Raw genomic sequence first — 22,435 nt, forward strand, 5'->3', positions numbered from 1 at the left:
GCGGCTACCTCCAGTTCACGTTGTTCGGGGCGGCGGCGGGAGCCGCGGCGGACGGCACGTCGGCGGTCTGCGTGTGCGCCCCGAACCTGGCGAGGAACACGGTGGCGACGGCCGAGAGCACCGCCATCGCCCCCATGTAGCCGGCGATGGCGCCCGATCCGCCCGTTTCGAGCAGGGACTGCGAGACGAGCGGCGCGACGGCGCTGCCCGCGATCGTCCCGGCGGTGTAGCCGAGCGAGTATCCGGAGAAGCGCAGGTGCGCGGGGAACAGCTCGGCGTAGTAGGTGGCCATCGCGCCGTAGCAGGCGGCGTACGGCAGCATGATCATCAGGAAGCCGGCGACCATGAGCCCGAACGAGCCGCTCTCCATGAGCCGCAGCCAGGGATAGGCCATGATCCCCATGCCGATCGTGCCGCCGATGAACAGCCCGCGCCGGCCGATCCGGTCGGAGAGCGAGCCGAAGTACGGGATCGCGAACAGCGTCATCACGTGCCCGATGAGCAGCGTCGTGACCATGGTGTTGTAGGACATGCCGAGGTCGTCCTCGCCGTACTTCAGCGCGAAGACGGTCACGATGTAGAACGTGACACCGGCCGAGATGTAGGAGCCCGCGACCAGCAGCATCTTCAGCCAGTGGTCGCGCAGCAGCGACCCCAGCGGCCGCTTGCGCACCTCGCCCCGCTGCTTGACCTTCTGGAACTCCGGGCTCTCGTCCAGGGTCAGCCTGACGTACATCGCGACGAAGATCAGGATGGCGCTGAGCAGGAACGGGACGCGCCAGCCCCAGCTGTTGAAGCTGTCGTCGGCCTGCGCGCCCAGGATCAGGAAGAGCCCGTTGGCGAGGATCGCGCCCATCGGCGAGCCCGCCTGGATCAGCGCGCCGTAGAGCCCTCGCCGATCTTGCGGCGCGTGTTCCACCGCCATGAGGATGGCGCCGCTGTACTCGCCGCCGAGCGAGAAGCCCTGGAGGAAGCGCAGCGCGAAGAGCAGGAGCGGGGCCAGCACACCGGCCGTGGCGTACGAGGGCAGCAGGCCGATCAGGAACGTCGACAGGCCCATCAGGGTCAGCGTGGTGATCAGGACGCGGCGGCGTCCCAGCAGGTCGCCGTAGTGCCCGAAGACGATGCCGCCGATGGGCCGCGCCAGGAACGCCACCCCGAAGGTGGAGAACGACAGCAGCGCGGACGCGACCGGCGAGAAGTCGGGGAAGAACAGCTTGGGGAAGACCAGCGCGGAGGCCGTCCCGTAGATCGCGAAGTCGTACCACTCGATGGTGGTGCCGATGAAGCTGGAGATGAGGACTTTGGGCCTGTTCTTCGCTCCCGTCGCGGGGAAGGGGGTGCTGGAGCTCATCGTTCACCGTCCTCGGTTGGGGTGGGCCTGCGTCAGGGGTCGCAGGCGTGGCGGGTCAGATCTCGAAGAAGCGGGTCACGGCCGAGCGCAGGATCCGCGTCTGCCGTTCGAGCGCGGACACCCGGACGAAGTCGTCGCCCAGCAGGCCGCCCTCGCCGGGCAGCCCGAACATGATGGTCGGGATGCCGAGACCGGCCGGGCCGCCCGCGTCGAAGCTGCCGGAGTAGACGATCTCCGGCGGGGCGTGCCCGAGGTGCCGCTCGCCTGCGTCGCGCAGCGCCCGCAGGATCGGCGGGTCCGACTCGACCAGCACGGGACGCATCAGTACGCCCGCCTCGGCGGTCACCTCGCAGGCGGGGGTGGTGAGCTCGGCGGCGATCGCGCGGATCTCGCCGACCGCCGCGTCGACGCCGGTGCCGGGCAGCAGCCTGCGGTCCACCGTGATCTTTGCGCTGGACGGCAACGTGTGCGGGGCCACCGGGTCGAACGTCAGCTGGTACACGACCGCGCGCTCGGCGCCGAGCCGGTCGTGGGTGCGGCGCCGCACGTCCTCGTCGAGGCGGCGCAGCCGGGTCACGAACTCCGCGGCGGTGTCGATGACCAGGCCGTCCAGCGGGGCCCGCGCCGAGTGCTCGGCCGTGCCGCGGACGTGCACGTACACGTCGACCCGGCCGCGGTTGCCGACGCTCGACGCGAAGCCGGTCGGGAAGAGCTGCAGCACGTTGTCCGGCCGGACCGGCAGCGCCTCGATCGCCGCCTCGCTGCACGCGTGGCTGCTGCGGCCCTCGTTGTTGATCACCAGCCAGAGCGTGCCGTTGATGTGGCCCGCGTCGTGGTGCAGCTCGCGGGCCAGGCCGAGCAGGGTGGCCTGGTGCGCCTTGTTCTGCGAGATGCCCTGGCCGAACGCGCACGGCTCGTCCACGCCGAGCTCGTACGGGATGCGGACGTCGCCCGACCACGGGTCGGCCATCAGGTTGTTGTGCTGCGTCGGGGTGTAGGCCATCACGGCCAGGCAGGGGCCCTGGCCGTCGCCGAAGCGGACCGCGAGCTGGTTCATCGGCAGCTCGACCAGGCCGGTGACGCCGAGGTCGTCGAGCTCCTTGCGCGGGCCCTTCGCCAGGTAGCCGACGATGATCGGGTCGTCGGGCTCGATGAGCGTGTCCGGGCCGAGCGGCACCGCGGACGGGATCCGGCAGAGCCTCCTGAGGACGTCCAGGACGTACCGGTCGGTACCGGCGGTCGGGCCGGTCAGGGCCTCAGCCATCGTCGGCCTCCGTCCCGCGGCGCAGCCTCGGCAGGACGTCGCCGCCGAAGGAGTCGATCAGCTCGTGCGGCAGCGAGTAGTTGCCGACGTGCCGCAGGTAGAAGCCGGTGGCGCCGAGCTCCACCGCCCGCTCCATCCGCTGGACGATCTCCTCGACCTCGCCGAACAGGCAGAACGTGCGCGAGAACCGGACGGCCATCTCGTCGGTCACGTACTTGTCGGCGAAGGACATGGCGGACTCCCAGTCCTCGGCGTGCACCATGTCCGGGTAGACCTCCGGCAGGCGGGGCGGCGGGGGCAGCTCGATCCCGGCCAGCCGGAGGAAGTCCTGCGCGCCGATGCTGGCCATGTGCAGGCACATCGGCTTGAGCACGCGGGCGTCCCGCTCGATGTCGTCGGTGACCTTGCAGAACGCGCCGACCGTGAACTCCAGGTCGGCGATGTCCCGGCCGGCGGCGGCCGCGCCTTCGGTGACCGAGGAGTGCGTCTCCTTGAGGGTCTCCGGGGAGATGCCCGCGAGCGTCAGCACGCCGTCGGCCAGCTCGCCCGCGAGCCGCAGCGTGCGCGGCCCGCTGGCGGCCAGGTGGATGGGCACCGTCCCGTGCGCGTCGCGCAGCCGCGAGCTGCGCTCGCCGAACTCCAGGAACTCGCCGTCCAGCAGCCCGCGCACCATCGCGACCGAATCCCGCAGGTGGACGAGCCGGCTCGGCTTCATCGACAGCAGCTTGACCGAGCTGTCGCCGCTGCCCACCCCGAGGCCGATCCGTCCGGGAGCCAGCTCCTGGAGCGTGTTGGCGGCCGAGGCGACGACGCTCGGATGGCGGCTGGCGAAGTTCGTGACGGCCGTGATCAGGTCGATCCGCTCGGTCCGCGTCGCGGCGACCGCCATCGTGGCGTACACGTCGCGCCAGAGGAGCTGCGAGTCGGCGATCCAGGCCGCGTCGAAGCCCCGGGCCTCCGCCGCGCGGACGGCGTCCGCGACCTCGGTGGCCGGGGCGCACGGCGGGAACCTGACCCCGACTCGGATGTCGCGTTGCTGGGAGCTGGTCGTCACGGGACCTCCAAACGAACGGATGGGATGTGCTCGGTGCCTTCGGGCGTGGCGCTCATGACGGGGAAGGACGCCCCGTGGTGCGCCGCAGAGGCGCGGTCGGTACGCGGGTCGTAGGTCAGCACCCCGGCCGCGATGTCCCGCGACCCGAGCAGTTCCCGCACGGCCGCGGCGGCGGGGTCGCCCTCCGGGATCAGCCGGACGGCCCGCCGCGCCAGCAGGACGCGCATCGTCGCCTCGCCGAGCCCTGAGCACACGGCCGCGCCGGCCGGGTCTGCGTAGAACCCGGCCCCGTGGACGGCGGCGTCGCCGATCCGTCCCGGCACCTTGCCCTGGAACCCGCCGGTGCTCGACCCGGCCGCCGGCCCGCCCCGCGTGCCTTCCGGGGACACGGCCACGCAGCCCACGGTCTCGGTGCGGACGGCCCGGCCGGTGAACCGGCTGACCCCCGCGCCGTCGCCGCGCCACGAGGCGAGCTGCTCGCCGGTCACCAGCGACCCGGTGGCGATCCCGCGCTCGGCCGCGTACCGCGCCGCCCCCTCGCCCGCCAGCAGCACCGGCCCGTCCGCGTCGGCCAGCAGCGAGCCCGCGGCCTGGATCGGGTTGCGCACCCCGGGCGCGGCGCCGACCGCCGCGTACCGTCCGGTGGCCCCGTCGGCGAGGCCGGCGTCGACCTCGACCCGGCCGTCCCGGTTGAGGACGCTGCCGTATCCGGCGTTGAACAGGGGGTCGTCCTCCAGGACCGAGATCGCCGCGACGACCGCGTCGCACGGCGTCCCGTCGCGGAGCAGCGCGGCGAGACCGGCCCCGGCCGCCCGCGCCAGCGCGGCCCGCACTTCGGGGGTGTCCGGGCAGTCGATACCGCCGTGGACAAGGACCCGTGACCTCATGGACCACCAAACGTCATGATCTTCCAAATGCCGAACCAGCAGGTTAGGGGGGTTGTGTGACAACAGTCAACACACTGCAAATCCGGCTGCGTTAAACTCAGAGCTCCCCCAGGAGGAGGTAGCGAGGTGCTGGAGCCCCTCTCTCGCAGGCCCGTTCCCGACGTGATCGCGGAACGGCTCACGGTGGCGATCGCCAACGGCGACCTGCGCCCCGGCGAGAAACTCCCCAACGAGCCGGAGCTGGCCCGCCGCCTCGGCGTCGGCCGCACGTCCCTCCGGCAGGCGCTCCGCCAGCTCCAGCTCATGGGCGTGGTCAAGGTCGTCCGCGGCCGCGGCACCTATGTCTGCGATCCGCCGGAGGACAACCCGACGCTCCGCTTCCTCGACTGGAGCGCGCGCAACCAGGCCGAGGTCGGCGAGATCCTGGAGACCCGGATGGCGCTGGAGACCACCGCCGCCGGCCTGGCCTCGGTCCGCGCCGACGACGCCCAGATCGCCGAGCTGGCCAAGCTCTCGGCCGCCCACGACGACGCCCGCCACACCGGCGACGTCGACGCCCTCGTCGAGACCGACGAGCGGTTCCACCACGCCCTGCTGAGCATCTCCGGCAACGCCTACATGACCCGCGTCTACGAGATGCTCGTCCCCCAGCTCCAGGAGTTCCGCCGCCGCTCCCTCTCGCTCAGCGGCGCCCCCGAACGCTCGGCCGGCGACCACGACGCCATCGTCGCCGCCATCGCCGCCCGCGACGCCCGGGAAAGCCGCCGGCAGGTCGTCCGCCATCTCTGGACCCTCTACAAAGAGGTCCGCACCCTGTCCGCCGCCGGGCCCGACCACCCGTTCCCCGAACACTCCGACACCTTCGCCTGACGGTCATTCCGGCCTCGACCTCGCCCTCCATCCCGCCGAGGGCCATGTCGTGGACGCCGATACGGCGTTCACCGCAAGGGTCATTGCCCAGCTGATTCTCATCTGAAGGTGAAATAGACGCGGTGCTTGACGGTGCTCTCGGCGAGAATGATCCCGATTCGGAAAAACAATGAAGGTGACCGAAGGGAGACCAATGGTCGAGACCATCAGCGTTGCCGCCGCCGGCCCGCTCAGCCGCGAGGACATCGCCGATCTCGTTACCGACCTTCAGCGCGACGCCACCCCCCTCACCTGGCGGCATGAGCGTCAGGAAGAGCCCGACACGCTCGGGCCGGGGCTGGACGTCGTCACGGCGGTGCTCGAGCACGGCTCCGGGGGAATCGCCGTGGTCGGCGCCGGCGCGGTTCTGGACGTGGTGGTCCTGACCGTCCGCGGTTGGTTCCGTGCTCGAAGATCGGCCGCGGACGCGACCGTCGACATCACCATCACCTACGAGGGGCCGCCCATCGAGGTGAAGGAAATCGAAGCCGCGATCGGGGACGTCCCGGCGAACATCCGGGTGCACATCGTCCGGAGCGAGTAATGACGTCCCAGGCGGTCATCGTCGCGGTGCGCGATTCCACCGTGCTGGAGGACGGCGCGTCAAAGCCGGACGACAGCGTGCCGATCCGGATCAGCGGCGACCTCTACGAGGAGGTGCTTTCCGATCCGAAAATCTGGGACGGGAACGTGACTCGCCTCCCGGACGGCGACCTGGACAATCCTCAGGCCGTCCTCGACAGGATCCGCCAAGCCGCCAACCTGACCGGTTCCGGCGAACGTCTTCTTGTGATTTATGTGGGCCATGGCCAGAACTTCAGCGGAGAGGTCTTTCTCGCCACACGCTCCGCTCACATCAATCGCCGGGAGGGATGGATCTCGATCAACGCGCTCTACGACGCGATGACCGGTCAGCTGGAGAACAGGCAGGTCGCCGCCGGCCTGAAGATGCTCATCGCCGACGCCTGTCACACCGGCGCCATCCGCACGCTCGGCGCGGGGACGGACCACGTCGAGACGACGCCCGCGGATGATTTCGCGCTCCCCGGCTTTCCAAAGATCACCGAACCCGGCACGTTCGTGCTCACTTCGGCGAACAGAAAACAGCCGAACCCGAAATTCACCCCCTGCGACTACATCGGCGATCCCGGCGACCCGGCACGCATGGCGACGCCGTTCAGCGGCCATATGGTCAAGATCATTCGCGACGGCCTGGCGGCCGAGGAGCCGTACTTCACGGCCGTGGGGCTCCACGACGCTCTTCGCGAGGCGATGCGGACCTGCCCGACCGCGCACATCGACCCCGATCACGACGGCACGCCGTCCGGGCGAACCTCCGTGGTGCTCCGCAACAGGAAAGGCCGGGACACGCCGGCCGATGCCGGATCCGCCCCGGCTCCGCTGACGACGCGCGAGTGGTGGGTGGAGCATGTGCTGTCCGGCGCCGCGGGCAAGCTGCCCGAACTCGCGAGGCAACCGGCGGATTGCGCGACGATAATGGTCGACGCGGCGAGGCGATCGGCCGATTCCCAGGACGGCGCCCAGCAGCAGAACGTGCTCACGGCGCAGCGCATCCTGCTCGATCAGCTCGCCGCGCCGGCGTCGGTCACGAGCTATCTGACCGGGCTCAAGCGGAAGGTGCCCGACCAGGGGCACGACCTCTGGTGGCTCGTCGACGACGCGTTCCACAACATCCTCGACGTACCGGTCCGCGGTGATCAGCCGGTACCGCCGGCCGGCGCGTTCCAGCGCGCGGGCGAGGCAGCCGATTTCGCGGCGCTGCTCCAGGCGCTCCGCTCGGGTGGGGAGGGGGCGCTGGCCGTCGAGGTCCTGCACATGTTCGGGATGATGCACAAGGTCGATCAGCTGCCGCAGCTCGTCCGGACGTTCAGCACCCCGCTCGACCGGGTCCTCGTCCTCACGGCCGCGGCGCTCAACCGGAAGCCCCAGGACGCAGCGCGACTCGTGATCCTGCTGGGCCGGGAGAACGACGGGGAAGCGATCGCGAGCATCGTTCACGACGTCGCCTGCCAGCGAACCGTGCCGGACGTCATGACCTTCCTGCGCGGAGTGCGCGAGCACCCGGAGATCGTCAGAAGCGTCCTCACCATGTTCACCGGAGAGTCCTCCGGGCGGTCGGACTTCGACAAGGTTCAGCTCTGCAGCGCGCTCCGCGCCGACGTTCATTTCCGGAGCCAGGAACGGGAGCACGAGTACGCTCACCAGGTTCTGGGACGCGCCCTGCATGTCGCCTACCGGCGCGATCACCGCTCGGACGCCCCCCGCGACGTCGAACGCGCTCGGCTGGACGACATCCCCGCCGCCCTGCACCACGTCGACCGCGACCTGGAGACGCTGCGGACCTGGATCCTCACCGAGCTCAACCGGAACGACACCCCGGACCTCTATGCCGACATCTATGCCGAGGATCAGCGCCGCACGACGGTGGACGAGATAGCGGCCTGGGCCGTCACCCACAGCCCGAACAGGGCCGCCGCCGACGAGCTGATCCACTTCGCCGTGAAAGACCTGCCCGCACAGCACGTCGGGGTCATCTGCGAGCAGCTCGCCGATCCTGGAAAGGCCGGAAAGCGCGGCGGCGCCGCCGGCGGCGGCCAGTTCCACATGCTGCGGCGCGCCTTCGCCGCCCATGCGACCACCGACAAGATCGGCGACCTGCTACGGCAGCTCGACGAGTTCTCCCCGCTCAACGATGAGTCCGACGCCCTGCTCACCGAGATCGTCCTGAATGGAGGTCCCGGCAATGAGGGCGCCTTCCGTCCCGTGGCGTCGCTGGGGACGATCTGCGAGAAGCTGTCGGGGTCTCGAAACCAGGCGCTCGCGTCCGCCCTGCGGCGCATCGCGCTGGGACGGCTCGGTGGCCGGCCCGCGCGGGACGTCCCGGCCCTGGTGGAGCTCGCCGGTTCGGCTCGGGAGCGCAGGCGGCTCGAGCGCCTGGCAGGAGCGGGCGTCGCCGCGGCGACTCTCGACGCCACCGCCCCCGCTGCCGAGCGCACCGCCTGGTGTGTCGACGTCCTGCAAACCCTGGAACGGGCCGGGCTCTCGCTGGCCGTGACGTTCACGCTTCGCGGGCTGTCGGAACCGGGCCGGTTCGACAACGAGGCCGCGGAGCGGATCGCGGCCGTGGCCCAGCGGATCGGCCGAGCGCCCGAGCTAGAGAAGCAGGCCTTCTACCTCCTTGAGCGCACTCTCGAGAATGAACAAGGCGGACGGGGGACGCAGCAGCGCGATGTCGTCACGCGAACCGTCACCATCATCAACGCGGTGGCCACCTGGTTGCCGCGGCCCCGGCGGCAGGAGCTCGTACAGGCGACCGTGGGCAGGTGGTCGGATACGCACCTGCGGTATGAGACGGCACGTGGCCTGACCGGCATCGGTGATGTCGACGCCGCCTCGTGGATCTACGAGGTCCTCGAACGAAGGTGAACGCCCGCCGCCAATCCGTGGTGATAGCAAGGGCGTCACGAATTGTGATCGGGAGCGTCCATGTATTTCCGCGAGGATCGCAATAGCAGCCCGAAGAGCATCAGCGAACCGCACGACGCCAGCCCCAGCAGGACCGCCGCCATTGACTCGGCGATGCTGCCCAGCCCGGCACACACCCCTAGGAGCACGAGGTAGGCCACGAGCCAAACGAATGGCGGGACTGACGCATCACCGAACCAGGCTCCCAGGCGCGAGAGGTGGTTTTGGGCATCGAGGCCGCCGAGTACTCGCCCCGCCACGGGAAGGTCTCGTTCCGCCAGCCACGGAGCCGCGAGCAGAATCAGCGCCGCCAGCGACATCACGATCATTCCGCCCACGAGGTGTCCCGAGACACTCGCTGCCCATGGCCCGCCGTCCTCGCGGCCACCGATCCCAGTTCCGACGACGATCAGAGCTGTCAGAACGAAAATGGCTCCTGGGAGCAGCTTCACCCGGCGACCTGGGCGAACTGCCAGCACCACTCCGGACATGGTGTAGACGAGCAGAAGCGAGACGCTGTTCAGCCCATGGAGTGACCGGATGGACGACGATCCCGCCCCGATCCCGATCCCGATGGCGAAGATGGCGATCAGGAGCGCGACGCCGAGGTTCACCAGGGTGATGAGCCAATACACGTCATAGCGGCCTGAGGACCGGATCCGGGAGAACCGCGCGGTCTGAAGTCCGCGGCCGACGAGATGAGCCCGGCACAGGGCCGCGACCTCACGGGTCAGGGCAAGGCTGAACACGATCGCGGACCCGAGGGGCGCGATGATCGCCGCGACGACGACGAGAACCCACAGCCACCGGGTGCCTTGAACCGCCTCGACGAAGTTGGCGGGGGCACCGCCGCCGGCGGTTTCGGACTTGTCCTGGACGAGGAGGGACCATGCCACTTGCATGGCCGCGTAGAGAACGAAAGAGCCGGCGACCGTTCCGTAAACGGCCGCCCGGATCGTCCGGGCCACCTGCCGCTGATTACCTTGAACGTCGCCGGCGAAGTCGACGGGCGCCTGGAAACCGATGTAGGAGAATATGACCGAGGCGCTGATCAGGCCGGGCACGACGGCTTTCAGCGCCGTGAACATGCCGTCGAGAGAAAAGGCCCCCAAAGACGGGCCGCTGAAACCGTCCGCGTGCCGCGCGACGATTGCCGCCACCACGGTGACGAGCACAAGGATCTTCACCCCGGTCAGGCTGACCGTGACCATGAGCAGCTGCCGGGAGGGCAGCAGGGTGAGCAGGAAGACACCGGCCATGATGGCCGCCGCCAGCATGAGCCACGGCAGCACCTCCCCGAGGGTTGCCGCCTCCGTCAAAGGGGATTTGCCGTCCCGATCGCCGGCGACCGCCGAGAGCGTGTTCGCGACGGATAACGACTGGACGGCCGGGTTGATCGCATACGCCACCCACATCGACCCGGCGACGACCGTCGCCACCAGCGGGCCGCATGCCCGCAGCGGATGGAAGATCAGTCCCCCGGTCCGCTGATCCGCGATCCCCAGCTCGACGACGACCACGGCATATCCCGCCATCAGCAGGCACCCGACGGCCCAGGTGAGCAGGGATTGCGTCAGCGAGCCCCCGATCTGCCCGGGGGCCGTCATCCAGCCGGATCCGAGCACGCCGCCCGCGGCCAGTGCGACGAGTTCCCACAAACGCATCCCGCGGCGTTCCGAACCGAACTCACCAGGGGTCATCCGCCTTTTGCCCACCCTCCGACCGCGCAATGGATGCAGCGCGTCGCAGCATAACGCCGAGTCGAAATGGGACGGGTACCGCTCAGCCGATTCGGCCGCGCCGCTGATCTGCGCGACCGGCTGGTTCCGCCGGAGCGGGTTTTCGACCTACAGGTCGCGTTGCAGGTCAGGGGGTGTTGGCGGCGCGGCGTTCGAAGTCTTCTCTGCGGTGCTGGACCATGAAGGCCATGAAGGTCGCGAAGTCCTCGAAGCGGCCGATCTCCTCGCCGTCGATCCAGGACACCTCGCCCGCCGCGGGCCAGCCGTCCCGGACGATCAGCAGCAGGTCGCGCATGCCCTGGCCGGCGCCGACCGGCACCACGCCCTTCGGGTCGAGGTCGGCCGCTTCCAGGGCGTCCTCGGAATAGACCGTCAGCAGCCTGTTGGCCACCGGCCAGTTGCCGCCGCCGCGCAGTTCGGGCAGGCCGAACAGGTCCATCAGGTAGTAGAACTCGAGCCACCCGTCCGCGTGCAGCAGGAAGTTCCGGTAGGACGCGGGCAGCCGCTCCCCGATCCCCTGCTCGAATTCCGCCACTTCCGCTTCACTGGCCTTGACGCGCGGAAGGGTGTAATTTTCGTTGCTATTGCCGGGCAACTGGTCAATATCGGACTTGACCATGATCATTGCCCCTATCAGGGCTCGCCAGTCTTCCTGACCAGACATGCGCGCCTTCCTTGGCGAAAATCGGTTCGTACCGTAGCGATGTTGTGGACACAGCGTAATCCAGCAGGAAAGCGGCCGCAAGTCGCGTCATCGTCGCGCCATTATTCGAGACGGAATTCGGTGGGTTGATAGCCCTCCGGATACAGACCGGACTGGGAGCCGAGAGAGGAATTGATCCGGTCCGTATGTCGGCCCCACCCGGGTGGGTCTGGCACCCCGACCCAGGTGGTGTCCGGGAGGTGGGCCGCCACCAGCGGACCGTAGGGCTGCCCGGCGTTCGCCGCCCGGGTGCGTTCGGCGGCGGCCGCGGCCTCCTTGTCGCTCTTGAGCTTGCCGCTGACCTTCACCCGGCCGGTCGGGGAAAGGTCGCCCTTCTTCAGCGCCCGGTTGGCGTAGTCACAGTACTCCTGGGCCTGTTTGATCTCAGCCGGTGTCGCGTTCTTCGGCATACGGAACACGACCGGGCCGCGCTTGATGCCGTACCGCTTCATCACGGTGCCGTGCTTGACGGGATTCTTGTGCGCCCGCTTGGAATACCTGAGGAAGCTCATGGCGGCTTTGAAGACGCCCTTCGCGGATCCGCCGCCGGCCCCCCGCGGCGGCTGGTGTCCCCGCCGCCTACCCATCGAGGACCGCGCTCAGCGCCATGTCGATCAGCATGTCGATGATGAAGCCGGTGATCATCTTGAAGATGGGGATCTCCAGCAGGGAGGCCCCGAAGGTGACCACGGCGGTGGCGATGGCCTGGGCGATCTGGATCGCCAGGACGATCAGCTGGACGATGACGCTGATCTTCAGGGCCAGCACGATGGCGGCGCAGACCATCAGCCCGGCACCGATGATGTAGCAGGCGGTCAGCGAGTCCTGGAGGTTGGTGACCGGGGCGTCCTCGGACGTCCAGTCCTGGCGGAACGCCTCGATCCCGGCGCCCTGGTTGCCCGTCCACACCTGCTGGGCGTGGCCCTGGGCGCCGTCGATGGGTTCCCGGAAGGTCCCGGCGAAGCCCAGCCACTTCCCGCCCATCTCGAACAGTTTGGTCTCGTCCGCCTCCGGCCAGTCGTAGCCCAGCATCGACAGCAGCGAGCGCAGTTCACCCGGCAGTTGCAGGCCCATCGGTCACCCCAGAATGTCGCGGACGCGGTTGACCTCGATTTTGGAGAGGTCCTCCGACTCCCGGTAGGTGGCCGCCATGACCTTGACGTCGTCGCCGACGGCGGACATATCCTCGATATTGCCCTGGAAGCACTCCATGGCCGCCTCATAAATGCCCTGGTAGCACATGCCGATCAGCATTCCGATCTCGTCGGCGCCCCATGGCTGGCCGAAACCTTCGAGTTCGGAGGTGAACGCCTCCAGCTTCGACTTCAGCTCATTGGCGGAAATCTGGATGCGGTCGCCCGAGCGCTGGATCTGGGTGGAGTCGAAACGCAGTTCGGTCATTTCTCCGGCCTCTGGTCAGGGCTTATTCCAGCCATCATCGAAGAGAGCGATCGGGTGAAGGTGCGCATCTGTTCCAGAGTGAGATCCTGAATTTCCTGGGCGCGGCCGAGCAGTTCGGCACGGTCCATCGTGGTGGCCTGCGCGGTGCCGCCGTCGCCCAGGTCGTCCAGGGCGGCGTTCACCGCGGCCACCACCGCCTCGGCCAGCCCCTCGGACCCGGCCCGCAGCGCCCGGCTCCCGATCTCCAGCGACTCCAGCCGCTCACCGGCGCCCGCCACCGCGACCACCTGGGCGGACGGATCGCGCCCGACGCCCGTCACCTCTTCGGGCACGGGAACGTCCGAGGGTGCGGCGGCGGCCGCCATCTCCCGGGTCCGCTCCAGCAGCGCGTCGAACACGGCGGGGGTGGCCGGCGCCCCCGGGACGCTAGCCCGCTCCCGGATCTTGGTGATGGCCTCGTCCAGGCCCTGGCCGATGAGCGCCATCATCTGCATGCCCTCGTCCTGGACCTCGCGGAGCCGCCCGGCCAGCACGGCCGGGTCGATCACCGGCTCGTCGGCGTCCGGGGCCCCGGTCCGCGCCTCGCCGAACGCCGCGTTGATCGCCGTGACGAGCCGCTCGGTCAGCTCGGGCATCTCCCACCGCAGCACCCGCGGGTTCAGGACGATCTCGTCGAGCCGGCCGTCGACGGCCACGACCCGCATCCACCCGTCCGCGTCCGACGACTCCCCCCGGCTCTCCGGCCGGGGGCCGGTACCGGGCGCCGACAGCCGCGCCCGCGCCTCCCGCAACCGTTCGTCGAGATCAGCATCGCTGTCGTCAATGGTCATGCCGAAAACCGCCCCCTTGGCACACAACTGGATGCTCAGCGATCATTTTGGCGCAAAGTTCCCACGAGTGCCATATGCGGCTCAGCCAGGATCTTTTTGCCGTTCGCGAGGCCTGTACGAGTGCGTGGAGCCGCGCAGCCAGAGGCCCAGATCAGTAATACGGTTCGAACCTCTTGGTGACGTCCTGTAGCCGCGTCGCTGCGTCGGCAAGGGGGATTGCTTCCTGTTCTATGCGGCGGAAGGGGGTTGGCCCCTCGGTCGCGATGGTGTCGTAGGCGGTCGTCTCGGCTTCGGTCAGGTGCGGAAGGTTTATCGAGGACGGCTTGATCAGGCGTCCCCACTTGTCGTGGTTCACCCCGTGCTGGGCGTACCGGTGCAGGTCAGTGGCGTCCATCAGGATCGAGGTGACCCGTTTCGGTGGTACGTCGTCGCCCGGTAAGGGCTCGGCAAGTGCGGCACGGAAGCCATCGAGAATCGCGTATCCGTCCGCGTCGATGTCTCCCCAGTAGACGATGTGGCCGGCGGAGCGAATCCAGGGGACGTTCGCGAGCAGGGGCGCGGCCGCCTTGCCTCCGCCCTCGACGACGATCGTGCCCTCGGTGGGTGGGAACCAGAGGCGGGAGTCGCGGTTCTCCACGACCAGGACGATCCGCGGACGGTAGGCGATGTCGTGGGTATCACCGGTGGTCCAGGCGTCGTGCCTGCGGCGGCCCGACGCGAGGTGACCGGGGTCGACGTAGGTCAGGTGCAGGACGGCGGGGCGAGGGCGGACCTCGTCGCGGACGTCGCGGCCGGCCACGTCGCGCAGCAATGTGCCGTGAGTGTCGAGCCACTTGGTGTGCATGCCGGGGATCGGGAGCTGTCGGGCGGTCCATTCGCTCGCGTTCGGGTGTTCGCGCAGCCAGGTCACGGCGCTGAGCAAGACTTCCGCGTCTGCGGGCCCTAACCGGTAGGCGGCTCGGAGGGTCGCCGGGGTAAGGACTGCGCCAGTGGATTGCAGCGAGGACGCTAGCGTGCGGGCTCGGGCGATGTTCGGGGGCGGCTCGGAGCCCGAGGATAGGGCTGCGGCGGCGTCCAGGTCCGCGACGAGTGTGCTGGGGTAGTCGTCCGTCACGCCTTGGACGGATAACGGCTTCCGGACGATCAGCACGTGGGGATGCCGGTCGGCGAATTCGCGCCAGCTCATGTGCCACTCGTGCCAGGTGGCGTGCCCTATCCGCGCCACCGCGCTGCCGGTCGACACGCCGGGGCGCAGCGGGACGGCGAACGTGACCGGTTCTCCCGCGCCGAGTTCGGCGCATACGGCTGTTGCCCACTTCTGGTCTAGATTGCGGCGGAGTGACTTGACCGCGTCGTCGGGGGTGACCAGGCGGGGGGTCATGCGTCGGGGACCGCCACTATGGGTTTCGCCCAGGAGCGGCCCTCGGCGTTCTTGAGGATCAGGAACTCGGCGTCCACGTGGGGTTCGATCGCGCTGTGCTTGTCGTTGGGGGCGCTGATGACGAGCTGGAAGCCCAGCCCGCGCCAGGCGCCGATGGCCCGGCCGGTGAAGTGCGCGTCCGCCTTGATCAGCGCCTCGTCGAGGAAGACGGGGGCGTAGCGGGGACGTTCGGCGCCCGCGTCGCCCAGCTGGTAGCGCAGGGCGGCGCCTACGATGAACGCGACCAGTTCCTGGGACTCGCCGCCGGACTTCTCCCCGATGTGGTCGTAGATCGCGACATGCTCCCCGGCGAGGTTGCATTTCTCCGCGCTGATCCGGACGTGATTGCGCACGTCGATCAGGTCGGCGAAATCGGGTGCCGTGCGGCGGATGCGGTCGATGACCTTGGCCATGCGGTGGTAGGCGCGTTCGCGGTCGGCGTCCGAGGCCGCCTTGTCGATGATGGCGCGCACGTCGCGCAGCTCCTTGCGGAACCGGGCGCGGACCGCGGAGTGGCTTTCCTGCGGGTCGATGCGCAGCCGGTGGCCTTCGTCGGCGAACGGCAGTCCGGCGAGGATCCGGTTGACCGGGTCGATCCGGTCGCGGATCTCCCGGACGGCGGCGGCGAGCTCGCTGTCCAGGCTGGTCAGGTCGTTGCCGGAGAGTTTGAGCAGGCTGTCGCGCCACTCGCTTTCCAGCTCGTGCAGGCCGCTGGTCTCAAGGTCGGTGAGCAGGCGGTCGAAGTCGCGGTAGGAGGCGTCCGGGTCGGTGCCGAGGTTCGGGTTCGGCCAGCGTTCGACGAACGTCGAGAACGTGTCGTGCAGCGCCTTGCGCGAGCGGCCGATCGCCTCCTCCGCCAGCGTGCGGTCGGCGCGCATCCGCTCGACGCCGCGGCGGTGCGCGGCGTCGAAGTCCGCCAGGGCCGTCGCGGGATCGGTGCCGTCCGGGGCGTCGTCGAACAGCTTCGCGAGGTACTCCCGGTGCTCCTCGCTCACCTCGGTGCCGGTCTCGGCGGCGGTGTCGAGCGCCCGCTGGGCGCCGTCGACCTCGTCGACGATCGACTCCCAGGACGTGTTGAGCCGTTCGACCTCCTGCTTCTGCCCGCCGACGCGCTCGGTCAGCTTCTTGACCTCCCGCTTGAGGTCCTCCGCCTCCCGCTGCAGCCGGTCGATCTCCGGGTTGCCCTCGCGGACCTCGTCGATGACCCGCTGCCAGCGATCCCGTTCGGCGGTGACCGACTCGACGTCCACCTGCTCCCAGGACAGTTCGGTCACGGCCTGGTAGGCGGCGCGCCTCTCCTCGAACGAGTTGAGGGTCTGCTCCGCTTTCGCCGCCCGTTCGACGGCGTCGTCGTGACGCACGCGGGCGTGATCGATCCGGGTGTCGAGGTCGGCGAGCAGGCGGCTGTTGGTGAAGCCCAGCAGGTTGGCCCGGCCGTGACCGCCGTGCGCGCCCCGGCCGCCCTGCGAGGTCTGCCCGGTGATCGTGAGCGCCTTCGAGTGCTGCATCAGCAGCTTGGGCGATTCGACGCAGACGAAGTCGAAGCCGCGGACGAGTTCGCTCTTGAGCCAGGCGGTGAACGGCGACGGCCGGTAGTCGAGCCGGCCGGGGAGCCTCTTGTCGTTCAACCCGATGTCGTCGTCCCTGCCGGTGCGGACGCCCTCGAAGTGGATGCGCCGGCCCAGCTTCACCGTGTTGATGGCTTCGCGGAACGTGTTCAGCCGGCCGATGTCGATCAGCATCCGGGTGGCGAACCCGCCGAGCGCCAGGTTGAACGCCTCCCGCCACGGCTCGAACTCCGTGCGCACCTCGATCAGCTCAGCGACGAACGGCAGGTCGTCGGGGGTGAGCCCGGCGGCCTCGGCCAGCAGGTCGCGGGCGGTGTGCAGGTCGGTGGGGATGTTCCCGCGACGAGCTTTGACCGCTTTGTACTCGGCCTGCAGTTCGGCCAGTTCGCGTTCGGCGGCCTTGCGTTCCGAGGTCGCCTCGGCGAACTCGTTCTGGGCGGTCTTCCTGGCCTGGGAGTCCGCCAGCGCGCGGTGCGCCGTGTCGAGCAGCGCGGCGAATTCCTCACGGGTCGACGCGGTCGCGCCGATGGTGCCTAGAGCCCGGTCAAGCCGTTCCCGTACTTGTTCGACGTCGGCCAGCCGCCGTTCCACGTTGCGGATCTCCCGGAGCGCGGTCTCCAGCCGGTCGCCGCCGGACGCGCGGAGGGTGTCGAGCAGCGCCTCCCGCCGGGTCTCCGTGCCGTCGATGAGCGCTGCCGTCTCGCGCACGTCGTCCTCCGCGCGGCGGCGCCGTCCGGTGAGGTCCTGCTCGGCCGCGCGCAGCAGGTCGAGGCGGCGCTCGTGCCGCCACAGCGCCGCGGGGGACGACGGGTCGGTGAACGACCCGACGTCGTCGATCACCAGCAGCCGCGCCACCGCCTCGTCGATGCTCCTGCGGTGGTCGCGGATCGGGGCCAGCGCCCGCACCTGCCGGCGGGCGGTGATCATCCGCTCCCGGGTGCCGGACAGCTCGTCGAACTGCTGCACCACCTCGTCCGCCGTGGCCAGGGTGGACGGCTCCTCCAGGACCATCGTCTTGTACAGCGCGTCGACGGTGGTGATCTGCTGGCCCGCCTGGATCCGGCCGAGCAGCCCGACCGCCTTGTGGCCGTCCCCGGCGGCGCCGATGCCGAGCGCGGTGTGCAGCCGGGCGGTGAAGTCGCGGTCGGTGCCGAAGCAGGTCAGGCCCGTCGCGGTGACCGCCTCGCGGGCGAACCTGCTGCCCGCCGGGCCGTCCAGCTCGCGCAGGTCGAAGGAGTCGTCGCGGACGGCGCGGACCACGACGACGTCGTCGAGCGCCCGCGCGGACGACGGCACGTACCAGGCCCGGAGCGCGGTGAACACCGCACCGCTCGGGTCCGCCCAGGTCATCGCGATCGCCGACCAGGTGTCGCGGCCGTCGCCGCGTAGCACCCGCACCCGCGTCTCGCCGCCGGTCCGCGACTCGTCGAGCTTCCCGCGCGCGTAGGAGAGGATGTTGCGCTGGTCCTTGCCGCGCGGCCGGCCGACAACCCCGCCGTTGGACGCCCCGTTGAACGGCGTGGTGTGCGGCATCAGCAGCGCGATGTAGGAGTCCATCAGCGTGGACTTGCCCGACCCGGAACCGCCGCTGAACAGGGTCGCGCCGGGGGCGAACCGGATGCGGTGATAGCCGTCGTAGCCGCCCCAGTTGACGAGCTGCAGGTCCCGCGCCACCCACTGCTGCCCGCGCGATGCCGCCGGGATCAGCCCGAACAGCGTGTCGATCATGCTCATGGCGCCCTGCCTTCCTGGGGGGCGACCCCCAGTCCCCCGGAGGGGAGGGGCCCTGATCCTCGCTTCGCTGCGGTCATGGCCCCTCGTTCTGTTCCCGTAGCCACCGGCTCAGCTCAGCGATCTTCTCGGTGCTCAGCACGACCTCGACCAGCGGCGTGATGCGGTACCGGCCCGCGGACTCCTCCGCGAGCAGGCCCTCGGTGGCGAGCCGCTGCACCGCGTTGCGGATCTCGCGCTGGCCGCGGGCGAGGTTGTGGTCGTCCGGGTCGAAGTAGGTCAGCACGGTCTGTTCCAGCTCTTCGATGTCGACCCGCGCCGAGATCTCGCCGGTGCCGCGTTCCCTCTGGTAGACGGTCCGCAGATGGACCAGGACCAGGGTCTCGGCGCGGCTGTAGGGGTCGTCCTTCAGCAGGATCGGGACGTCGAGTTCCGCCGAGCGGACCTGGTGCTTGTAGGCGATGCCCCGGTCGTGGTCGACGACGAGCCGGACGAACAGGTCGTGCAGCCGCGACTCGATGAGCTGCTGGTTCTCCAGCAGCGTGCGCCACTGCGCGGGGTTCTTCTCGGCCAGCAGGAACCTGCGTTGCAGCAGCCGGACCAGCACGCGCCGCACGTCGACGTCCAGCGTGCCCGTGTCACCGGCGAACAGTTCGGACGGGTCGTCCTCCATCGCCACCGGGTCGATGAAGCCGGCCTCCTCGCCGGTCGGCCAGCTCTCGTCGGCGGCCTCCGGTTCACTCACCGTCGTTCCCGCCCTCGCCGGCAGCGGCGCGGGGTGTCGCCGGGTTCGCCGCCAGGACGCCGCCGAACGCGAAGCGCCGCCTGGTCTGGTCCGGGCGGACCGCGTCGACCACCGCGACCTCGGCCGTGTCGGTCATGCCGAAACCATGGGCGATCTCCAGGAGGCCGAGCAGGTCCACCGGCCGCCGCATCCGCTCGGCCGCCGCGCGGAACGCGGCCGCGACGTCGACGCCGTCCGCGTCGCCCGCGAACGCCGCCAGATGCTCGCGCAGCTCGGCGTACTGGGGGCCGCCCCATGCCCGGGTGTCGGCGTCCGGCATGTCCTCCGCCTCGTCCCATTCCCGCAGCGGCGTCGGCGGCTCGGGCGGGCGCAGGTCGCTGACGGTCTGCCGCAGCTGCTTCACGTCGGCCACCGGCAGGCGGCGCAGCGGGTCGACGGCCGTGCCGCGGCGCGATCTCGGCACCCAGGTCTGGAAGCCGGACATCACCTCGCGCAGCAGCTCGTCCACCTGGCGGTCGCGCATCGGGTCATGGTTGCGCACCTGGGTGGTGATGACGTGCGACGCCTGCCGCTGCGCGGCCAGCACCTCCTTGACGCCCTGCTCGATCCGGCGCGCGATCTCGCCGAGCTCGCGCCGCTGCGGTTCCGGCATCTGGTCGGTGAAACCGTGCCGCAGCACGGTGCGCAGCAGGTTCCACAGGTCCTCGATCCGGGCCGGGTCGCCGATCAGGCGCAGCGCCCCGGCGAACGCGCGGCCCTCCGGTGTGGTGTCCATGATCTGCCGGCCGCGCTCCAGGTACTCGCGCAGCACCTCCCCGGTCGGGCGCACGTCCTGCCGCAGGTCGGCGACGACGTCCCGCTGCATGGCCTTGATCGACTCGGCGACGCGGGCGAAGTCGGCGGGCAGCTCCCGCGCCAGATGCAGCACGTTCTCGGCCGCTTCGAGCAGCTGGTCGTCGGGGACGGTCTCGACGGCGCCGCCCCGTTCGAGCCGGTCGAGTTCCCGGCGGCGCTGGTCGATCTCCGTCTGGAGCCGCGCCATCCGGGCCATGACGTCCGGATCGGCGTCCTGCGCGAGCCGCTCGACCGCCTCCAGCAGCGTCCGCACCCGGGACTCCGACACCCGCGTCCGTGCCCCGCCGACCCGGCCGGCCACCTCCAGCGCGCCGACGCCGTGCGCGGACAGCCGGTACACCTCGACGTCGTCGGACACCTGCCGCACCAGCCAGCCCGCGTGCACCCACTGCCGGCACAGGTCACGGGCGTTCCCCGCGGGCAGCGGCTGGTCGCCCTCGTCGCCGTAGCCCGCCGCCCGCAGCCGGTCGAGGGCGCCGGCGATCTCCGCGTGCGCGTCCGCCACCGGCACCGTCGGCCGCTCCGGCGTGAACATCATCGCCAGCACCGTCACCACGAACGGCGCGTACGTCCGGTGGAGCAGGTCGAGCATCGGGTTCTGGAACGCCCGGAGCGCACCCTGATATGCGCCCTCCACACCTCGTGTTCCCATCGCCGACAAGAGTACGACCTGCGGCCCGGTGGCGGCGCTGACTGCTTCGGGACGGTGGGGCGGGGCCTTAGCGCGTCGCTGTGATCACTGTGCGTGGCGCCTTGTTTCAACTTCCCAAGCATTCGTTGCGAAGACTGGCACACACCGCAAAGCCGAAGCGGGCGCGCGCGTGGCAGAATTAACTTGATGTCGAGATATCCGACGCCGTCCGACCGCCCGCGCCCGCGCCGGCGGACAGGCACCCGCGGCCCCATGGCGCGCTGCCCCGCACCGCGCCCGCCGCGAAACATGTGAGGTGGTTGCCATGATCGTTGGGGTTCTCAAGGAGGATCCGCCCGGGGAGCGGCGGGTGGCGGTGACACCGGACACCGTCACCCAGCTGCAGAAGCTCGGATACGAGGTGGTCGTCGAGCCCGGCGCCGGAGCCGGGTCCGGGTTCCCCGACGACCGGTACGAGGCGGCGGGCGCCGCCATCGGTGCCGCGGACGCCGCGGACGTGGTGCTCGGCGTCAACCCGCCCGCTCCCGAGCGGCTGGACGCGCTGCGCCCGGGTGCCACGCTGATCAGCCTGCTGAGCCCGCGGTTCAGGCCGGACCTGGTGGAAGACCTCGCCAAGCGTCCCATCACGGCGCTCTCCCTGGACGCGGTGCCGCGGATCTCCCGGGCGCAGTCGTTCGACGTGCTCTCCTCGATGGCCAACATCGCCGGGTACCGCGCGGTGATCGAGGCGGCGCACGAGTTCGGCCGGTTCTTCACCGGCCAGGTGACCGCGGCGGGCAAGGTCCCGCCGGCGAAGGTGCTGGTCGCGGGGGCCGGGGTCGCCGGGCTCGCCGCGATCGGCGCGGCGGGCAGCCTCGGCGCGATCGTCCGGGCCACCGACCCGCGACCGGAGGTCGCCGACCAGGTCCGCTCGCTCGGCGGGGACTACCTCGCCGTCGCCGAGCCCGAGCAGGACGGCGCCCCGGACACCGGCTACGCCAAGGAGATGTCGGACGACTACAACGTCCGCGCCGCCGCGCTTTACGCGGATCAGTGCCGTGACGTCGACATCGTCATCACCACCGCGCTCATCCCCGGCAAGCCCGCGCCGACGCTGATCACCGCCGAGATGGTCGCGACGATGCGGCCGGGCTCGGTGATCGTCGACATGGCCGCGGCGAACGGCGGCAACGTCGAGGGGACGGTGCCCGGCGAGCGGGTCGTCACCGACAACGGCGTGATCATCCTCGGCTACACCGACCTGGCCGGGCGGCTGCCCGCGCAGGCGTCGCAGCTTTACGGCACCAACCTGGTCAACCTGATGCGGCTGATGACGCCGGAGCGGGACGGCGTGCTCGTCCTGGACTTCGACGACGTCGTGCAGCGCTCGATGACCGTCGTCCGGGAGGGCGAGCTGACCTGGCCGCCGCCCCCGGTGGCGGTGTCGGCGGCACCGGTGACCGAGCAGCCCGTGCGGCAGGACGCCGAGGCGGCCGAACCGGCCCGCAAGGCGAACCCGCTGCTGCGTCAGGTGGGCGTGGCCGTCGCGGCCCTTGGAATGTTCGGGCTGATCGCGCTCTCGCCGGCGGCGCTTCAGGTGCACCTGACCGTGTTCGCGCTGGCCATCGTGATCGGCTACTACGTCATCGGGAAGGTGCACCACGCGCTGCACACCCCGCTGATGTCGGTGACCAACGCGATCTCCGGGATCATCGTGGTCGGTGCGCTGCTGCAGATCGGCACCGGGAACGCGGCCATCACCGTCCTGTCGCTCGCGGCGATCCTGCTCGCGAGCATCAACGTCTTCGGCGGGTTCGCGGTCACGCGGCGCATGCTCGCCATGTTCATCAGGAGCTAG

The 22,435-nt window shown here is 70.2% G+C and carries 18 protein-coding genes; 4 read left to right on the top strand and 14 right to left on the bottom strand.

The genetic code is table 11. The annotated features are described in order from the left end of the window. Nucleotides 1-4: 4 nt before the first annotated feature. Genes ACH34S_RS07310 through ACH34S_RS07325 form a run of 4 tightly spaced genes read right to left on the bottom strand, consistent with a single transcriptional unit; the run spans nucleotide 5 to nucleotide 4,559 of the window. On the bottom strand, nucleotides 5-1,354 hold the full coding sequence (locus tag ACH34S_RS07310; RefSeq protein ID WP_395951650.1) for an MFS transporter: 1,350 nt from the start codon (nucleotides 1,352-1,354) through the stop codon (nucleotides 5-7). Between the two features lie 55 nt (nucleotides 1,355-1,409). After that, the gene (locus ACH34S_RS07315) at nucleotides 1,410-2,618 is read right to left on the bottom strand and encodes a M20/M25/M40 family metallo-hydrolase (protein WP_395951651.1); all 1,209 of its coding nucleotides are present in this window, start codon (nucleotides 2,616-2,618) and stop codon (nucleotides 1,410-1,412) included. Beyond that, nucleotides 2,611-3,672: an LLM class flavin-dependent oxidoreductase gene (locus ACH34S_RS07320; protein WP_395951652.1), complete on the bottom strand. Its 1,062-nt coding sequence runs from the start codon at nucleotides 3,670-3,672 to the stop codon at nucleotides 2,611-2,613. The genes ACH34S_RS07315 and ACH34S_RS07320 overlap by 8 nt, the downstream gene beginning before the upstream one ends. Then, nucleotides 3,669-4,559: an isoaspartyl peptidase/L-asparaginase gene (locus tag ACH34S_RS07325; RefSeq protein ID WP_395951653.1), complete on the bottom strand. Its 891-nt coding sequence runs from the start codon at nucleotides 4,557-4,559 to the stop codon at nucleotides 3,669-3,671. Before ACH34S_RS07325 ends, ACH34S_RS07320 begins: the two co-directional genes overlap by 4 nt. A gap of 126 nt (nucleotides 4,560-4,685) precedes the next feature. Here ACH34S_RS07325 and ACH34S_RS07330 point away from each other — a divergent pair, with 126 nt between their 5' ends. The 3 genes from ACH34S_RS07330 to ACH34S_RS07340 all read left to right on the top strand — a co-directional run bounded on the left by ACH34S_RS07330 (nucleotide 4,686) and on the right by ACH34S_RS07340 (nucleotide 8,915). Continuing rightward, the gene (locus tag ACH34S_RS07330) at nucleotides 4,686-5,429 is read left to right on the top strand and encodes a FadR/GntR family transcriptional regulator (RefSeq protein ID WP_395951654.1); all 744 of its coding nucleotides are present in this window, start codon (nucleotides 4,686-4,688) and stop codon (nucleotides 5,427-5,429) included. Nucleotides 5,430-5,622: 193 nt separating this feature from the next. Further along, nucleotides 5,623-6,012, top strand: a complete 390-nt coding sequence (locus tag ACH34S_RS07335) for a hypothetical protein (protein ID WP_395951655.1) — start codon at nucleotides 5,623-5,625, stop codon at nucleotides 6,010-6,012. After that, entirely contained in the window at nucleotides 6,012-8,915 is a 2,904-nt protein-coding gene (locus ACH34S_RS07340; RefSeq protein WP_395951656.1) for a hypothetical protein, read from the top strand. Before ACH34S_RS07335 ends, ACH34S_RS07340 begins: the two co-directional genes overlap by 1 nt. Before the next feature lie 35 nt (nucleotides 8,916-8,950). Here ACH34S_RS07340 and ACH34S_RS07345 read toward each other — a convergent pair whose 3' ends face one another. The 10 genes from ACH34S_RS07345 to ACH34S_RS07390 form a co-directional block, all read right to left on the bottom strand. After that, entirely contained in the window at nucleotides 8,951-10,654 is a 1,704-nt protein-coding gene (locus ACH34S_RS07345) for an APC family permease (protein ID WP_395951657.1), read from the bottom strand. Nucleotides 10,655-10,820: 166 nt separating this feature from the next. After that, nucleotides 10,821-11,318, bottom strand: a complete 498-nt coding sequence (locus ACH34S_RS07350) for an SMI1/KNR4 family protein (RefSeq protein ID WP_395951658.1) — start codon at nucleotides 11,316-11,318, stop codon at nucleotides 10,821-10,823. A gap of 140 nt (nucleotides 11,319-11,458) precedes the next feature. Beyond that, nucleotides 11,459-11,908: a hypothetical protein gene (locus ACH34S_RS07355; RefSeq protein WP_395951659.1), complete on the bottom strand. Its 450-nt coding sequence runs from the start codon at nucleotides 11,906-11,908 to the stop codon at nucleotides 11,459-11,461. 67 nt (nucleotides 11,909-11,975) lie between these two features. Then, nucleotides 11,976-12,470, bottom strand: a complete 495-nt coding sequence (locus ACH34S_RS07360) for a hypothetical protein (protein ID WP_395951660.1) — start codon at nucleotides 12,468-12,470, stop codon at nucleotides 11,976-11,978. A 3-nt stretch (nucleotides 12,471-12,473) separates the two neighbouring features. Then, nucleotides 12,474-12,797 (bottom strand): hypothetical protein, encoded by a 324-nt coding sequence (locus ACH34S_RS07365; RefSeq protein WP_395951661.1) that lies wholly within the window; start codon nucleotides 12,795-12,797, stop codon nucleotides 12,474-12,476. After that, nucleotides 12,794-13,627, bottom strand: a complete 834-nt coding sequence (locus tag ACH34S_RS07370; protein ID WP_395951662.1) for a hypothetical protein — start codon at nucleotides 13,625-13,627, stop codon at nucleotides 12,794-12,796. Before ACH34S_RS07370 ends, ACH34S_RS07365 begins: the two co-directional genes overlap by 4 nt. 151 nt (nucleotides 13,628-13,778) lie before the next feature. Then, nucleotides 13,779-15,008: a Wadjet anti-phage system protein JetD domain-containing protein gene (locus ACH34S_RS07375; RefSeq protein WP_395951663.1), complete on the bottom strand. Its 1,230-nt coding sequence runs from the start codon at nucleotides 15,006-15,008 to the stop codon at nucleotides 13,779-13,781. Further along, entirely contained in the window at nucleotides 15,005-18,349 is a 3,345-nt protein-coding gene (locus tag ACH34S_RS07380; RefSeq protein ID WP_395951664.1) for an ATP-binding protein, read from the bottom strand. Before ACH34S_RS07380 ends, ACH34S_RS07375 begins: the two co-directional genes overlap by 4 nt. Before the next feature lie 73 nt (nucleotides 18,350-18,422). Beyond that, nucleotides 18,423-19,091 (bottom strand): DUF4194 domain-containing protein, encoded by a 669-nt coding sequence (locus ACH34S_RS07385; RefSeq protein ID WP_395951665.1) that lies wholly within the window; start codon nucleotides 19,089-19,091, stop codon nucleotides 18,423-18,425. Continuing rightward, nucleotides 19,084-20,598: a DUF3375 domain-containing protein gene (locus tag ACH34S_RS07390; RefSeq protein ID WP_395951666.1), complete on the bottom strand. Its 1,515-nt coding sequence runs from the start codon at nucleotides 20,596-20,598 to the stop codon at nucleotides 19,084-19,086. Before ACH34S_RS07390 ends, ACH34S_RS07385 begins: the two co-directional genes overlap by 8 nt. A gap of 304 nt (nucleotides 20,599-20,902) precedes the next feature. Here ACH34S_RS07390 and ACH34S_RS07395 point away from each other — a divergent pair, with 304 nt between their 5' ends. Further along, nucleotides 20,903-22,435 carry a Re/Si-specific NAD(P)(+) transhydrogenase subunit alpha gene (locus tag ACH34S_RS07395; protein ID WP_395951667.1) on the top strand — a complete coding sequence of 511 codons (1,533 nt, stop codon included), beginning with the start codon at nucleotides 20,903-20,905 and terminating at the stop codon, nucleotides 22,433-22,435.

It is taken from the genome of Actinomadura sp. 3N508, from assembly GCF_044326375.1.
Taxonomy (GTDB): Bacteria; Actinomycetota; Actinomycetes; order Streptosporangiales; family Streptosporangiaceae; genus Spirillospora.

Bases quoted from the DNA above. Each gene is read 5' to 3' on its own strand.
- ACH34S_RS07310 (WP_395951650.1), bottom strand. From the start codon at position 1,354: ATGAGCTCCAGCACCCCCTTCCCCGCGACGGGAGCGAAGAACAGGCCC.
- ACH34S_RS07315 (WP_395951651.1), bottom strand. From the start codon at position 2,618: ATGGCTGAGGCCCTGACCGGCCCGACCGCCGGTACCGACCGGTACGTC.
- ACH34S_RS07325 (WP_395951653.1), bottom strand. From the start codon at position 4,559: ATGAGGTCACGGGTCCTTGTCCACGGCGGTATCGACTGCCCGGACACC.
- ACH34S_RS07335 (WP_395951655.1), top strand. From the start codon at position 5,623: ATGGTCGAGACCATCAGCGTTGCCGCCGCCGGCCCGCTCAGCCGCGAG.
- ACH34S_RS07340 (WP_395951656.1), top strand. From the start codon at position 6,012: ATGACGTCCCAGGCGGTCATCGTCGCGGTGCGCGATTCCACCGTGCTG.
- ACH34S_RS07345 (WP_395951657.1), bottom strand. From the start codon at position 10,654: ATGACCCCTGGTGAGTTCGGTTCGGAACGCCGCGGGATGCGTTTGTGG.
- ACH34S_RS07350 (WP_395951658.1), bottom strand. From the start codon at position 11,318: ATGATCATGGTCAAGTCCGATATTGACCAGTTGCCCGGCAATAGCAAC.
- ACH34S_RS07355 (WP_395951659.1), bottom strand. From the start codon at position 11,908: ATGAGCTTCCTCAGGTATTCCAAGCGGGCGCACAAGAATCCCGTCAAG.
- ACH34S_RS07360 (WP_395951660.1), bottom strand. From the start codon at position 12,470: ATGGGCCTGCAACTGCCGGGTGAACTGCGCTCGCTGCTGTCGATGCTG.
- ACH34S_RS07365 (WP_395951661.1), bottom strand. From the start codon at position 12,797: ATGACCGAACTGCGTTTCGACTCCACCCAGATCCAGCGCTCGGGCGAC.
- ACH34S_RS07370 (WP_395951662.1), bottom strand. From the start codon at position 13,627: ATGACCATTGACGACAGCGATGCTGATCTCGACGAACGGTTGCGGGAG.
- ACH34S_RS07375 (WP_395951663.1), bottom strand. From the start codon at position 15,008: ATGACCCCCCGCCTGGTCACCCCCGACGACGCGGTCAAGTCACTCCGC.
- ACH34S_RS07380 (WP_395951664.1), bottom strand. From the start codon at position 18,349: ATGAGCATGATCGACACGCTGTTCGGGCTGATCCCGGCGGCATCGCGC.
- ACH34S_RS07390 (WP_395951666.1), bottom strand. From the start codon at position 20,598: ATGGGAACACGAGGTGTGGAGGGCGCATATCAGGGTGCGCTCCGGGCG.
- ACH34S_RS07395 (WP_395951667.1), top strand. From the start codon at position 20,903: ATGATCGTTGGGGTTCTCAAGGAGGATCCGCCCGGGGAGCGGCGGGTG.